This window comes from Novosphingobium sp. BL-A-28-Hi1-0D (genome assembly GCF_055521755.1).
The window spans coordinates 751057-764660 of record NZ_CM145502.1 but is presented as its reverse complement, the minus strand read 5'-3'; the positions used below and the strand labels follow the sequence as shown (position 1 = coordinate 764660).

The 13604-nt window shown below is 67.2% G+C and carries 18 protein-coding genes; 17 read left to right on the top strand and 1 reads right to left on the bottom strand.

What is annotated here, in order from left to right; genetic code table 11:
• Nucleotides 1–74: 74 nt before the first annotated feature.
• Nucleotides 75–917 carry a MipA/OmpV family protein gene (locus ACZ1JW_RS03875; RefSeq protein ID WP_465142017.1) on the top strand — a complete coding sequence of 281 codons (843 nt, stop codon included), beginning with the start codon at nucleotides 75–77 and terminating at the stop codon, nucleotides 915–917.
• Here the strand turns inward: ACZ1JW_RS03875 and ACZ1JW_RS03870 are convergent.
• Entirely contained in the window at nucleotides 914–1549 is a 636-nt protein-coding gene (locus ACZ1JW_RS03870) for a YqaA family protein (RefSeq protein WP_465142016.1), read from the bottom strand. The genes ACZ1JW_RS03875 and ACZ1JW_RS03870 overlap by 4 nt on opposite strands.
• 651 nt (nucleotides 1550–2200) lie before the next feature.
• On the opposite strand from ACZ1JW_RS03870, the gene ACZ1JW_RS03865 reads away from it, so the two are divergent.
• From ACZ1JW_RS03865 to ACZ1JW_RS03790, 16 genes are all read left to right on the top strand, one after another.
• Nucleotides 2201–2773, top strand: a complete 573-nt coding sequence (locus tag ACZ1JW_RS03865) for a hypothetical protein (RefSeq protein ID WP_465142015.1) — start codon at nucleotides 2201–2203, stop codon at nucleotides 2771–2773.
• On the top strand, nucleotides 2766–4088 hold the full coding sequence (locus ACZ1JW_RS03860) for a DNA-packaging protein (RefSeq protein ID WP_465142014.1): 1323 nt from the start codon (nucleotides 2766–2768) through the stop codon (nucleotides 4086–4088). The genes ACZ1JW_RS03865 and ACZ1JW_RS03860 overlap by 8 nt, the downstream gene beginning before the upstream one ends.
• 127 nt (nucleotides 4089–4215) lie before the next feature.
• Entirely contained in the window at nucleotides 4216–5379 is a 1164-nt protein-coding gene (locus ACZ1JW_RS03855; protein WP_465142013.1) for a phage portal protein, read from the top strand.
• The gene (locus tag ACZ1JW_RS03850) at nucleotides 5376–5684 is read left to right on the top strand and encodes a DUF6127 family protein (protein ID WP_465142012.1); all 309 of its coding nucleotides are present in this window, start codon (nucleotides 5376–5378) and stop codon (nucleotides 5682–5684) included. The genes ACZ1JW_RS03855 and ACZ1JW_RS03850 overlap by 4 nt, the downstream gene beginning before the upstream one ends.
• Entirely contained in the window at nucleotides 5681–6124 is a 444-nt protein-coding gene (locus tag ACZ1JW_RS03845; protein ID WP_465142011.1) for an HK97 family phage prohead protease, read from the top strand. Before ACZ1JW_RS03850 ends, ACZ1JW_RS03845 begins: the two co-directional genes overlap by 4 nt.
• A gap of 71 nt (nucleotides 6125–6195) precedes the next feature.
• Nucleotides 6196–7341: a phage major capsid protein gene (locus tag ACZ1JW_RS03840; protein WP_465142010.1), complete on the top strand. Its 1146-nt coding sequence runs from the start codon at nucleotides 6196–6198 to the stop codon at nucleotides 7339–7341.
• A 79-nt stretch (nucleotides 7342–7420) separates the two neighbouring features.
• Entirely contained in the window at nucleotides 7421–7972 is a 552-nt protein-coding gene (locus tag ACZ1JW_RS03835; protein WP_465142009.1) for a head-tail connector protein, read from the top strand.
• A complete protein-coding gene (locus ACZ1JW_RS03830) occupies nucleotides 7969–8127 on the top strand; it encodes a hypothetical protein (protein WP_465142008.1) in 159 nt (52 codons plus the stop codon). Before ACZ1JW_RS03835 ends, ACZ1JW_RS03830 begins: the two co-directional genes overlap by 4 nt.
• A 3-nt stretch (nucleotides 8128–8130) precedes the next feature.
• On the top strand, nucleotides 8131–8526 hold the full coding sequence (locus tag ACZ1JW_RS03825) for a DUF3168 domain-containing protein (RefSeq protein ID WP_465142007.1): 396 nt from the start codon (nucleotides 8131–8133) through the stop codon (nucleotides 8524–8526).
• A 27-nt stretch (nucleotides 8527–8553) separates the two neighbouring features.
• Nucleotides 8554–8961, top strand: a complete 408-nt coding sequence (locus tag ACZ1JW_RS03820) for a phage major tail protein, TP901-1 family (protein ID WP_465142006.1) — start codon at nucleotides 8554–8556, stop codon at nucleotides 8959–8961.
• The gene (locus tag ACZ1JW_RS03815; protein ID WP_465142005.1) at nucleotides 8961–9275 is read left to right on the top strand and encodes a gene transfer agent family protein; all 315 of its coding nucleotides are present in this window, start codon (nucleotides 8961–8963) and stop codon (nucleotides 9273–9275) included. The genes ACZ1JW_RS03820 and ACZ1JW_RS03815 overlap by 1 nt, the downstream gene beginning before the upstream one ends.
• A complete protein-coding gene (locus ACZ1JW_RS03810) occupies nucleotides 9272–9469 on the top strand; it encodes a phage tail assembly chaperone (RefSeq protein ID WP_465142004.1) in 198 nt (65 codons plus the stop codon). The genes ACZ1JW_RS03815 and ACZ1JW_RS03810 overlap by 4 nt, the downstream gene beginning before the upstream one ends.
• The gene (locus ACZ1JW_RS03805) at nucleotides 9459–10037 is read left to right on the top strand and encodes a tail tape measure protein (protein ID WP_465142003.1); all 579 of its coding nucleotides are present in this window, start codon (nucleotides 9459–9461) and stop codon (nucleotides 10035–10037) included. Before ACZ1JW_RS03810 ends, ACZ1JW_RS03805 begins: the two co-directional genes overlap by 11 nt.
• Before the next feature lie 18 nt (nucleotides 10038–10055).
• Complete coding sequence (locus ACZ1JW_RS03800) at nucleotides 10056–12395, top strand: DUF2460 domain-containing protein (protein WP_465142002.1); 2340 nt, start codon at nucleotides 10056–10058, stop codon at nucleotides 12393–12395.
• A complete protein-coding gene (locus ACZ1JW_RS03795; RefSeq protein WP_465142001.1) occupies nucleotides 12392–13210 on the top strand; it encodes a DUF2163 domain-containing protein in 819 nt (272 codons plus the stop codon). The genes ACZ1JW_RS03800 and ACZ1JW_RS03795 overlap by 4 nt, the downstream gene beginning before the upstream one ends.
• Nucleotides 13207–13602: a peptidoglycan endopeptidase gene (locus tag ACZ1JW_RS03790; protein ID WP_465142000.1), complete on the top strand. Its 396-nt coding sequence runs from the start codon at nucleotides 13207–13209 to the stop codon at nucleotides 13600–13602. The genes ACZ1JW_RS03795 and ACZ1JW_RS03790 overlap by 4 nt, the downstream gene beginning before the upstream one ends.
• The last annotated feature ends 2 nt before the right edge of the window (nucleotides 13603–13604 follow it).

Sequence of the window (13604 nt, the reverse complement as noted above, 5' to 3'; positions counted from 1 at the left end):
TTGCCGCAAAGCGCGGGTCTTGGAGGCAGTTCATAGCGTGCGGAAGGCCGCTGCTTACATGGAGGAAAATAAGGATGCGCTTGGATCGTGCCGTGCTGGCCTTGAGACTCAGTCTTGCCCTTTCGCATCCGGCCCTCGCGCAAACCGCGCCTGCGCGTCCGGCAGGGCCGCCGCCTGCGCCGCAGGGGTGGACGATGACCGTGGGCGTGGCACCGGTGTTCGGGATGGCGTGGCAAGGGTCGAAAGATACCGCGCTGTCGATCTTCCCGGACCTGCGCGTCAACTACAAGGACACGCTGTTCCTTTCGGTGCAGGATGGCCTGGGGTGGAACGCGGTGAACCGGGACGGTTGGAAGGCCGGGCCGATCGTGCGCTCGCGCTTTGGCCGGAACGAGGACGATGGGGGATCTCCGTTCCTCGTCGCCGGTGGAAGTGATGCCCTGCGCGGGATGGGTGACGTCGATATCGCGGGTGAGGCAGGCGCATTCGTGGAGAAGCGGATAGGTGCGAAGAAGCAGTGGCGGTTGCGGGCCGAAGTGCGCCAAGGGTTCGGCGGGCACGAGGGCGTGGTCGGCGATGTGCTGGCGCAGTATTCGGGGCGTTCGGGCAAGCTGATCTATGCGGTTGGACCGCGTGCGACTTTTGCCAGCGGCGATTTCATGCAGACCTACTACGGCGTTGATGCTGCGCAGGCAGCGCGGACGGGCCTTGCGGTGTCGCGGGTCGAGGGTGGGCTGGTGTCCTATGGGCTTGGCGCGAACCTGATCCGCCCGCTGGGCCGCAGCCGCGCCGTCACCGTGTTTGCCGGGGTGGACCGACTGGGCGGGGAGCCTGCGTCAAGCGCGCTGATCCGTGAGCGTGGGCAGCGGACGCAATTCACGCTGGGCGTCGGATATGCCTACCGCTTCGGGCTTTAGACGAGCGGGGCGGCCTGTTCGCATTTCGACTTTGCGTCTGACGAGCCGCCGCCGCCGAGCATGGTGGCGGCGATGAATCCGCCGACGACGAGCAGGACGAAGCCGACCGTGACGAGGCCGAGGTACTTGTCGATGAAGCGCTTGATCGGGGCACCGAACAGGCGGAACAGCACGCCGACGATCATGAAGCTGATCGAGCGGCTGACAATGCTGGCGAGGATGAACGGCACCAGCGGCATGGCGATGAAGCCTGCGGTGATCGTCAGCAGCTTGAACGGGATGGGCGTGGCGCCCTTGATCATGATGATCTCGACCCCGAATTCGCGCAGATAGCAGGCCGCCTTGGGGAAGCTTTCGGTGAGGCCCAGTGCTGCGAGCAACTGAGTGCCGACCGTATCGTAGAGCCCGTACCCTATCGCATAGCCGAGCAATCCGCCCAGAACCGAGGCGATGGTGGCCACGGCGGCAAAGCGCACGGCCTTCTTCGGTTCAGCCAGGCACATCAGGCCGAGCAGCGGGTGTGGCGGGATCGGAAAGAAGCTTGCCTCCATGAACGCGAACAGCGCCAGCCACCATTCGGCATGGGGGTGCGCGGCCTTTGCCATGGTCCAGTCGTAGAGGCGACGAAGCATCGGAAACCCTTCTTGTTGCACTGCGGCGAATAGGGGAGGCGGGCGGCAAGTGCCAGAGGTTCTTGCGTCGGTTGTGCGGGGATTGTGCCGGGATTTGAGGGTGGTTGGCTGCGACAGGTTATGGGCCCCGGCCTGCGCCGGGGCGACGGGTGGGGTGAGGTGAGGTTGTCCGGATATCGTCGCCCCGGCGTAGGCCGGGGGGGTTATTACGGTGCGGGTGTTGGTGGCGCGTCCGGTTTGGGATGCGGGTGCGGTTTGAGGTTCTGTCTTCACGTTCTGGCGAGAGGTCGTGGGCCCCGGCCTGCGCCGGGGTGACGGGAGTGTGAGGCGGGCCTGTCCGGATATCGTCGCCCCGGCGGAGGCCGGGGGCCATTACGGTGCGGGTTTTGGGGGCGTTTCTGGTTTGGGATGCAGGTGCGGTTGGCGGTTCTGTCATCGTGTTTTGGTGAGAGGTTGTGGGCCCCGGCCTGCGCCGGGGTGACGGGGTTTTGGTTGGTTTGACAAACCTTTGTAACCTTATTGGCACTTTTTGATTGACTTTTGCCGCCGATTGAGTACATATCAAGAACATCGCGAGGCCGAATCGTTCTTGGAGCGGGAACGGCGGGGCGGTGGTGTCTGACAAGCTCAATTCCGAGAGGGATGGTCCGCATGGCCAAGCCGACAGTGCTGCCTGGTGCCGAAGAGTCACGTGCGGAAACGCCGTGCGCGGAAGCACTCTGCCCGGAAATACCCTGCCCAGAAGACCCTTGGGCTGACGTTCCCCAAGAGGAACTGGAACCTGCACAACCAACGAAGACGAAGAAGAGCAACAGGCCTTGGCGGCCGGTGTTCCTGGCCGTGCTGGCAGAAACGTCGAACGTGACGGCGGCGGCGGCGGCGGCCGTGATTCCGGCTTCGCGGGCTTACAAGGACAAGCGCGACGATAGCGAATTTGCCGCACGTTGGCGCGAGGCGCTGTGCGAGGGCTACGATCTGCTGGAGATCGAAGTGCTGCATCGGCTGCGCTTTGGCGAGCCGAAGGATGGGGCAAAGTTCGACAATGCGACTGCGCTCCGGCTGCTGTCGCAACACCGCGAGACGGTGGCACGCGAGCGGGCGATCCGCGACAATGCCGACGTGGATGCGGTGCGCCAGTCGATCCACGCGAAACTGCTGCAGATCCGCGAGGAAGTGCACCGGCAGCGGCAGACTGGCGCCGTGACTGCGAGCGCGCATGGTTGAGCGGGCGCTGCTGGACTGGCTGTCCGATGCAAGCCCTGAGCGCATTGCCGCTTTCGTCGAAGGACTGGACGAGAAGGAGATTATCGAGTGGCCGTTTGACTGGCGCAGTTGGGCGCGGGGCAACCAGCTTGCCCCGGCACGCGACTGGCGGGTGTGGCTGGTCATGGCCGGACGCGGGTTCGGCAAGACGCGGCTGGGCGCTGAATGGGTGCGCAGCGTGGCCGAGGGCGATCCCGAGGCGCGGATCGCGCTGGTCGGCTCCTCGCTCCACGAAGCGCGCAGCGTGATGGTCGAAGGCGAGAGCGGGCTGCTTTCGATCGGTGCGCCGTGGCGGCGGCCGACTTATGAAAGTTCGGTGCGGCGGCTGACATGGCCCAATGGGGCGCAGGCGTTTCTCTATTCGGCGGGCGAGCCGGAAGCCTTGCGCGGGCCGCAGCACAGCCATGCCTGGTGCGACGAAATCGCCAAGTGGGACAACATGTCGAACCGGGCGCTTTCGACCTGGGACAACCTGCTGATGGGGCTGCGGCTGGGAAGCGATCCCAGACTGGTGGCAACGACGACGCCGCGGCCGGTGCCGCTGGTGGCGCGGATCGTGGCAGAGCGCGAGGATGTGGTGGTGACGCGCGGGACGACGTTCGACAACGCCGCGAACCTGCCCGAGCGCTTCATCGAGGCGATGCGCAAGACCTTTGGCGGGACCATGCTGGGCCGACAGGAACTGCTCGGCGAAATGATCGAGGATCTGGCGGGGGCATTGTGGAGCCGCCGCCTGATCGAAAGTGGCCGCGAGGACGTGGCGCCGCCGTGCACGCGGATCGTGATCGGGGTTGACCCTCCGGCGAGCGCGCATGGCGATGCCTGCGGGATCGTGGTCTGCGGGATCGGGGACGACCGGATCGCGCGGGTGCTGGCAGACTGCTCGGTGGAACAGGCCAGCCCCGAGCGCTGGGCCCGCGCCGTCGTCAATGCCGCGCGGGCCTGGTCTGCGGACCGGGTGGTGGCCGAGGCGAACCAGGGCGGCGAAATGGTGGGTGCGGTGCTGCGCGCTGCCGAAGCCAGCCTGCCCTTGCGTCTTGTCCACGCCAGCCGGGGCAAGGCGGCGCGGGCCGAGCCGGTGGCGGCGCTCTATGAAACGGGGCGCGTGCGCCATGCGGGAATGTTCCCGAAGCTGGAGGACGAGCTGTGCGGGCTGATGCCGGGTGGCGAATATCAGGGGCCGGGGCGGTCTCCGGACAGGGCGGATGCCTGTGTCTGGGCGCTGACCGAGCTGATGCTGGGACAGCAGGCGGAGCCCCGGATCTGGTTTGATTGAGGGTTTGGGGGGCGTTTGGCGGAGCCAGACATGCCCTCCCCCAACCCCTCCCGCACGCGGGAGGGGAGTTAGCGGACGCCCTGGCTGCGCACGGGCAATCGTATCCATTTTTCATGAAAGGCAGACCATGTCGTTCTTTCAATCGCTTGCTGCCGCATTCAAGGGTGAGGCGGTGACGCAGCGCGCGCCGTTGGGCCGCAGCTTTGTTTCGCCGTGGATTGCCGCTTCGGATTGGCGTGGGGAGCCCTCGCGCGGACCGATCAACTATCCGGTGGCGATCCGCGAAGCCTATTTGCGCAATCCGGTGGCGCAGCGCGCGGTGCGCCTTGTTGCCGAGGGCATCGGCGGGGCACCGGTCAAGGCATCGCATCCCGAACTGCTGGCGCTGGTCAGCGAGACGAGTGCGGGCCAGCCGCTGCTGGAGACGCTGGCGGCGCATCTGATGCTGCACGGCAATGCCTTCGTGCAGGTGCTGCGCGATGCCGATGACGTGCCGGTGGAGCTGTTTGCGCTGCGCCCCGAACGGGTGACGGTGATCCCCGATGCGGGCGGTTGGCCTGCGGCGTTTGCCTATAAGGTGGGCGAGAAGGCCATGCGGATCGAGGCGGTGGACGACTTCGGGCGTCCGAACCTGATCCATGTGAAGCACTTCCATCCGCTCGACGACCACTACGGTGCAGGGTGCCTGGAGGCGGCCGAGGAGGCCGTGGCGATCCACAACGCGGCGGCGCACTGGAACCGGTCGCTGCTGGAGAACGCGGCGCGACCTTCGGGTGCACTGGTCTATGATCCGGCCGAGCCGGGTGCGGCGCTGACCTCTGACCAGTTCGAGCGGATCAAGGGTGAACTGACGGCGGCCTATTCGGGCATGGGCAATGCCGGGCGGCCGATTCTGCTGGAAGGCGGATTGCGTTGGCAGGCGCTGGCGCTGACTCCTGCGGACATGGACTTTGCCACGCTGAAGGCGGCGGCGGCGCGGGACATTGCGCTGGCTTTCGGTGTGCCGCCGATGCTGCTGGGCATCCCGGGCGACAATACCTATGCCAACTATCGCGAGGCCAATCGCGCGCTGTGGCGGCTGACGCTGCTGCCGGTGGCGGGCAAGATCCTGAACGCGCTGGCCGAGGGGCTGCTGCCTTCATTCGCAGGTGCAAGCCTTGCCGTCGATCTCGATGGCGTTCCTGCACTGGCGGAGGATCGCGAGCGGTTTTGGGCGCAAGTTGCAGGCGCCGATTTCCTCTCGCCCGAGGAAAAGCGGGCGCTTCTGGGGATCGGTGAGGTGGCGGCATGACCCGGGAGGACATGCTGGCGCGGCTGATCGCGCAGGACGAGGACGAAGGCAGCGATCTCGTCACCCTGCGGGCCATTGTCGAGGAAGCTTCGGACCTTGGCGCGATGCGCGTTCTTGGGAGGATTGGGCTGGCAGACAGCAACGCACACGTCGATCTGGCCGAGCTGCGCCAGCTGCTGGGCGCATGGCGCGATGCCAAGGCGAGCGCGTGGAAGGCGGTCGTGACATGGGTGGTGCGGGGCCTGCTGGCGCTGCTGCTGCTGGGCATCGCGGTGCGCCTGGGCCTGATGGAGCTGGTGCGATGAGGGCGCCGGTGCGGTTTGCCGGATACGCGGCGATCTTTCGCAAGCGCGACAGCGGCGGCGACACGATCATGCCGGGCGCGTTCAAGGGCTCGCTCGAGCGCAGGTTGGCCGAAGGTCTGAAGCTGCCGTTGCTGTGGCAGCACCGCCCGGACCAGCGGATCGGCTGGATCGAGAGCGCGGGCGAGGACGAGCGGGGCCTGCGCGTGGTGGCGAAGCTGGACGCTGCGGACTCTGCCGCGGCGCGGGCGCTGCAGCACGGCGCGGTTGACGGGCTTTCGTTCGGCTACCGCGTGCTCAAAGGCCGGGCGCTGCCGGGTGGGCGCGAGCTGGACGATCTGGAGATCATCGAGGTCAGCCTGGTGACGCGGCCGATGCAGCCGCTGGCGCGGGTCCACTACGTCGAGAGCGGCGAGACTGCTCCTGCGACCAGCGCGGGCTGAATTTTCCAACGAAGTCCCTGCAGGCCGACCTTTGCGGCGACCTGCTTCATGCAGAAAGGACGTTGAGCCACATGGAAAATCTTGAGATCGAAACCAAGGCGGATGCCATCGCTGAATCGTTCGACATCGTCGAGCGTCAGGACGCACACGATGCCGCCATCGCCGCGCTGCGCAGCGAAGTGGAAGAGGTGAAGGGTCGCATGGAGCGTGCCGGACGCAGCGCGGTGCGTCCGCTGCTGGGCGGTGGTACCGATGCCGGGGCGGAGCTTTCGGGCTTCATCGACGGCTATGTGCGCCATGGCCGTGAGACCGAGCTGAAGGCGCTTTCGAGCACCGTGGCGGCCGATGGCGGTTTTGCCGTGCCCCAGAAGATCGACGAGCTGATCGCGCGCCGTCTGGTGGAGATCAGCCCGATCCGTTCGATCGCCAACGTGGTGCGCACCGGCACCTCGGGCTTCCGCCGCCTCGTCTCGATCGGTGGCGCGGCTTCGGGCTGGGTCAGCGAGACGGGTGCGCGCCCCGAAACGGCAAGCCCCAAGCTGGCGGAGATCGTGCCGCCATCGGGCGAGCTTTACGCCAATCCTTCGGCAACGCAGGCAATGCTGGAGGATGCGGCGTTCGACGTGGAGGCATGGCTTGCGAACGAGATCGCGGCCGAGTTCGCCCGCGCCGAAGGGGCTGCGTTCATCAATGGCACCGGCACCAACCAGCCGCGTGGCTTCCTGGCTGCGACGACCAGCACGGCCGGGGACAATACCCGTGCGTTTGGTACGCTGCAGTTCATCGGTTCGGGCAATGCCACCGGCTTTGACTCGGCTCCGGAAGCCAAGCTGATCGACCTCGTGTTCCAGCTCAAGGCGCCGCTGCGTCAGGGTGCGTGCTGGGTGATGAACTCGGCGACGCTGGCCACCGTCCGCAAGCTCAAGACCGCCGATGGTGCATTCCTGTGGCAGCCGGGCATGGTCGAAGGGCAGCCGGACCGCCTGCTGGGCTATCCGGTGATCGAGGCCGAGGACATGCCCGACGTGGCCGCCAGCGCCTTCCCGATCGCGTTCGGCAATTTCCGCGCCGGTTACCTGATCGCGGAGCGCCGCCAGACCACGATCCTGCGCGATCCCTACACCAACAAGCCTTACGTCCAGTTCTATGCCACCCGCCGCGTTGGCGGGCAGGTGATGGACAGCGACGCGATCAAGCTGCTGCGTATCGCGGCCTGATCCGACCTTCCGGACGCGCCTGGGACTTTCGGGCGGGGCGCGTCCGGACTCTTTTCCCTACCTTTGACCGGAGATTGCCATGATGCGGGCAATTGTCGCGCCGCCAGCCGTGGCTTCGGCGGCGCTTAGCGAACTGAAGGCCTGGCTTGGGATCACCCGCACGGCCGATGATGGCGAACTGGCATCGCTGATGCGCGCCGCGTTCGACGTGTGCGAGGGCTTTACCGGCACGATGCCGCTGCAATCGGGCTGCGAGGACGTGCTGGAAGCGAGCGGGGATTGGCAGGTGCTCTCGGCACGGCCCGTCACCGCGATCACGGCAATGGCCGGGCTGAGCGTGGCGGGCGTGCGGACGGCGCTGGCGGCTTCCGATTACGAGTTGGACATCGCGGCCGATGGCACGGGCCGGGTGCGGCTGCAGCGGCCTATCGACCAGACGCGGGTGGTGGTGACCTATGTCGCCGGACTTGCCAGCGACTGGACGGCGTTGCCCGACGCGATCCGCCATGGGGTGATCCGGCTGGCCGCGCACCAGCACCGCGCGCGTGACGACGAAAAGAAATCGGCCACGCTGCCACCTGCGGTGGTCGCAGCGCTGTGGCGGCCCTGGCGGCGGATGCGGCTCGCGTGATCGAGGCGCGGGCCGATGGCGCCGGGCTGGTGGCGCGGCTGACGGCGAAGGCCGAGGCGCTGGCCAAGGCGCGGGCGGTGATGCTGGCGCGGCGGCTGGATGCGCGCCGTTGGCGCAAGGCCGGGCTGCTCTGGCCGCTGTTCGGGGAGGAGTGAGCGATGGAAATTCCCTTTCGCGCGGTACTGATCGACTGGCTGGCGAGCGATGCGGCGCTGGGCGCGGCGCTCAACGCCGTGGTCGAGGAAGCACCGTTGCGCACTGCGCTGCCGTGGCTGGCGCTGACGACGAGTGCGAGCACCAACTGGGGCACAAAGACGCTGGCCGGGCGTGAGATCCGCGTCGCGTTGGAGCTGAATTTCCGCAGTGACGATCCGCTGGGCGGGGCCTCGCTGGTCTCGGCCATCGAGGCGCGGGTGGAGAGCCTGCCTTACGACCAGACCGCGCAAGGGTTCCGCATTGCCAGTCTGGCGATGCTGCGGGCGCGGGCCGAGCAGCGTGGCGAGGCGCTGCGGGTGGTCGTGCTGGAATACCGGGCGCGCGTGATGGCCGCCTGAAACCTCATTCTTTGAAGGAGAACCGACATGGCAGCACAGAAGGGAAGCGCCTTTCTGCTGAAGATCAGCGATGGTGCGGAAACGCCGACCTACAACACCGTGGCGGGCCTGCGCACGACGCAGATGTCGATCAACGGCGAGGCAGTGGTGATCACCACCAAGGATTCGGGTGGCTGGCGCGAACTGCTTTCGGGCGCGGGCACGCGTTCGGTAACGGTGAGCGCGGCGGGTATCTTCCTTGGCAGCGCCGCCGAAGGCCAGGTGCGCGGCAATGCGCTTTCCGGGACGATCGCCGACTACGAGCTTTCGTTCGAGGGCGGCGAGAAGATGCGGGGCAAGTTCCTTGTCCAGCGCCTCGACTACTCGGGCGATTTCAATGGCGAGCGCAACTACACGATGACGCTCGAAAGCTCGGGCGTGGTGGCGCAGATCTGATGGCTGATGCTGCCAACCCGCACCGGGGTGAAGCGGTGCTTTCGATTGGCGGCCAACCGCTGGTGCTGCGCCCGACCTTTGGCGCGCTGGTAGCCGCCGAGGAGGAACTGGGGCCGCTCTTCGCGCTGGTCGAGCGGGCGAGTGCGGGGCAGTTGCGGTTGAGCGAAATGGTCGCGCTGTTCTGGCATGCCTTGCGCGACCGTAATGGCCTCGAGCGCGAGAGCTTTGCCGAGGCCGTGGCGCGCGAGGGACTGGCGGCATGCACGCCGGTGCTGCGGGCGCTGATCGTGCAGGTGCTGAAGGGCAGCGGATGAGCGGCCGGTTCGGAGCGGCAGCGGCGCGGCTTTCAGGCCAGGCGGCGCTGCTGCTGGGCTGGCCGCCGGACAGGTTCTGGGCGGCAACCCCCGAAGAACTGGCCACGATCCTTGCGGCCTTGCGCGCGCCTGATGGCGAGGCGGTGGATCGCGGCACACTCGACAGACTGATGGAGCAAGACCGTGGCGGATGAACTCGATACGCTGATGATCGAAGTGCGTGCGAACACGCAGGGCTTCACGGCCGACGTGGCGCAGATGCGCGGGAGTTTCGATTCGATCCTGGTGGATGGCTTCGGCCGGGCGGGCGACACGCTCGAGCGCGGGCTGCTGGGTGCGATCCGTCGCGGGTCGCTTGGATTCGAGGACCTGCGGCGCGTGGCGCTGAACGTGGTTGGCGACATTGCCGCGCAGGCAGTTCAGGCCGGGATCGGTTCGATCGGCGGTGCGGGCGGTCAACCGGGCGGCGGGATTGGCGGGCTGCTGACCAGCCTTGTCGGCTCGATCTTCGGACTGCCGGGGCGTGCGACAGGGGGGCCGGTGGCGCCGGGGCGTGGCTATCTGGTCGGCGAGCGCGGTCCGGAGCTGTTCGTCCCGACCTCCGCCGGGCGAGTTGAGCCTTCGCTCGGCGGTGGCAAGGGACGGGACGTCAACGTCTCGATCCGCATTGTAAGTCCGCAGGGCAGCAGCCAGCCGGAAAGCCTGCGCCGATCGGGCATGCAAGTGGCGCAGGCGGTGCGCCGTGCGCTGAACGAATTCTGATCAGGCGAGGAATCCGCGATGAGCCATTGGCTGGCGACGCGCCGAACGGTGCAGCAGACCGATACGATCCAGCGCTTCGATCCGCGCTTCTGGACGGTGAACTTTCCGAGGCCGGCAATGGCCTCGGTGGTGACCACTGCGCCTGATGCGCTGCGGGTGGATGCGGTGTTCCGCAAGGCCGATGACCTGATCGGGCTGATCTGGGAATCGGAAGACAAGTGGGACCATCCGCTGCTGTCTTACGAGACGCGGCGCGACTATTCGCGGCTGACGCTGTCGTTCCGGTGGAAGTCATCGGGCGTCTTGCCGCTCAATGCGGTGAACGGGCCGACGCTGACCATCGAGGGTCGCGATGCGGCGGGCAATCCGCGCGCCTGGTATGTGCGGCTGTGGAACTACGCGAGCGGTACGCCGACCAACGCGCAGATCACGCTGAAGTTTTCGGAGATGAGCGGCGGGTTCCTGCTGCCTTCAGAGGCCGACCCGGTCTATCCGGCGGACATCGACAGGCTGTTCGTCTCGCTGGTCGCGCCGGGATATGCGGCGGGGGACGCGACACCGTTTGTGGCCTCGGCAGAAGGCTGGGTGGAGCTGACGGGCATCAACTGCCAGGGCCACAAGCCGATGCTGACGTTGGGCGATGTCATGGTGCCCCCGCACGGGCTTTCGATGTGCACCGGATACGACGATGCCTACAACCTGACGCCTGCCCGCGTGCTGCGCGAGATCCGGGGCCTCGGTTATCGCGGAAGCATCAACCACTACATTGGCATGAGCCACTTCTATTCGATGGTGCCTGACGGTTCCGGCGGGTTCGTGGTCGATCCATGGCAGGGTGCGATGAACCCGGCGGCGCAGAAGTGGCACGAGGCGTTCTTTGCCGCTGCCAAGGCGATGGGCCATACGATCATTGCCTCGCAATCCTACGAATTGCTGGCGCAGAACTGTCCGCCTGCCTGGCAGCAGCGGGCGTGGAACGGCGATCCGGGGCGGACCGGATGGGTGCCGCCATCGGCATTGCTCTCGCCTGCTCATGCGCAGGCCATGGCGTGGGTTCGCAAGGTGGGCGTGGCGCTGGTCGGGATGCTGCAGGGGGCGGGCCTGCCGGTGCGACATCAGGTGGGCGAGCCATGGTGGTGGGTGACGCAGGACCGACGCATCTGCATCTACGACGATGCGGCCAAGGCGGCGTTCGGCGGGAACCCGGTGAACATCCCTGATCTTGGCGCAAGCCTGAGCGCGGCGCAGAAGGCGCTGCTGGATCAGGCCGGAGCCTTGCTGGCGCAATCGACTGCGGACCTTGCGGCGGCGGTAAAGGCGGCTGCGGGTGCGGGCGGGGCGGAGACGCTGTTGCTGGCGTTCCTGCCCACGGTGCTCGACCCGGTGACGCCCGAAGCCATGCGCGCCAATCTGCCGGTTGGCTGGGCGTCGCCCGCCTTCGATACGCTGCAGCTGGAAGACTATGACTGGGTGACGGCGGGCAAGGACGCGCTGCGGGCACAGGCGCGGCAACTGGCCGAGGCAAGGCTGAATTATCCGCGCAGCCGCCAGCACTACCTATCGGGCTTCGTGCTGCTGCCTGAGAACGCAGTGCCCGAATGGGCGCGGATCGATGCGGCGGCGAGCGAGGCGGTGGCGCTGGGCGTGGCGGAAACCTTCATCTGGGCGCTGCCGCAGGTGTCGCGCGACGGCTTTACCCGTCTGCCTGAAACGAGCGGAGACGAGACCATGCAATCCTTCGACGATGTCCTGTTTCCGCTGGCGTTGGGGCGGGAAGCTTCGGTGACGCCGGAGTTCTCGACAAACGTGACGATCACCGCTTCGGGGTTCGAGCGGCGCAACAGCTTGTGGTCGGACGCGCGGCTGCGCTTTGACGTGGGGCCAGGGGTGCGTTCGGAAGCGGAGCTTGGCGAGTTGATTGCCTTCTTCCGCGCGCGGCGCGGGCAGGCGCGTGGATTCCGCCTGCGCGATCCTTCGGACTTCAGCTCGAACGGGATGACCGGGACGCCGACGCCTTTGGATCAGGTGCTGGGTACGGGCGACGGCGCGGTCGCGCGGTTTGCGCTGGTCAAGCACTATGGCGCAGCAGGCGATGCGCAGAGGCGGCGCATCACGCGGCCACGGGCTGAAACGGTGCGGGTCAGCGTGAATGGGGTGGAGACTGGAAGCTTCACCTTGGAGGCTGGCGGGCAGGTGGTGCTTGCGCAAGCGCCTGCGGCAGGGGCCGTGGTACGCGCCGGGTTCCTGTTCGACGTGCCGGTGCGGTTTGCCGAGGACCGGCTGGATGTTTCAGGCGCACAGTTTGCGGCTGGTGAAGCGCCGAGCGTGCCGCTTGTCGAACTGAGAGAAGACGCATGACGCGGGCGTGGTTCAGCCAGTCGCTCGAAACGGTTGCCGTGTGGTGGCGGATCGAGCGGCGCGACGGGGTGGCGCTGGGCTTTACCAGCCACGACCGCGACCTGGTGTTTGCAGGGCTGCGGTATCGCACTGCGCCCGGGATGGTGCCATCGGCGGTGCGGCGGTCGGCGACGCTGGAAGCGGACTCTGCCGAAGTTTCGGGCGCGCTGGCGCATGACGCGATTGGTGAGGCGGATCTTGCCAGCGGCCGCTTCGATGGTGCGCGGGTGACGATGGGGCTGGTCGATTGGGAAAGCCTGGAGGCCGAGACGCTGTTTGCCGGGACGATCGGATCGGTCGGCCGTGAGGGCGATCAGTTCTCGGCTGAGCTGGAATCGCTGAAGCAGCTTCTCGGGCGTGATGTCGTGCCGCGTACGTCGCCGACCTGTCGTGCCGAGTTCTGCGGAGAGGGCTGCACGCTTTCGGGTATGCGCTTTACACACGAGGGGGCGCTGTCGGAGATCGGAACTGGGCGGCAGTGGGTGAAGGTGACCGGCACTACGGCGGAGGACTTAGCCTATGGCTGGGTGCGGCTGCTCGACGGGCGGGATGCGGGCGCGATACTGCGCGTGCGGGCGGTGGAGGGCGCTTGGCTCGTGCTCGACCGTCCGCTGCTGGCAGGTACCGAGGCGGGGGCGCGGATGGTTTTGCGCGAGGGGTGCGACCATACCATCGCCACCTGCGGCCAGCGGTTTGGCAACGCGGTCAACTTTCAGGGTGAGCCCTATCTTCCGGGCAACGACCTGCTGACCCGCTATCCGTCGGTGCAGGGATGAGCCGGGCGCTGGCAAAGGCCGCGCTCGGCCTCGTGGGCGTGCCGTTCCGTCTGCACGGACGCGATCCGGAGACGGGTCTCGATTGCGTCGGGCTGGTGGCCGAAGCCTTGCGGCGGGCGGGGCGGCTGCCCGACGTTCCGGAGGGCTATTCGCTGCGCTCGGTCAGCGTGACGCGGTTCCTCAATTGTGCCGAGGCGAGTGGACTGAAACGGTGCCGCAAGGGCGGGCAGGTGCTGCTGTGCATGGTCAGCCCGGTGCAGCCACATCTGCTGATCGCGGTGCCGGGCGGGTTCGTCCACGCGCATGCCTCGCTCGGGCGGGTGACGTTGCTTCCCGCTCCGCTCCCATGGCCTGTGACGCTGCAATGGCGGCTGGCGCGAAAGGGTAACTGATC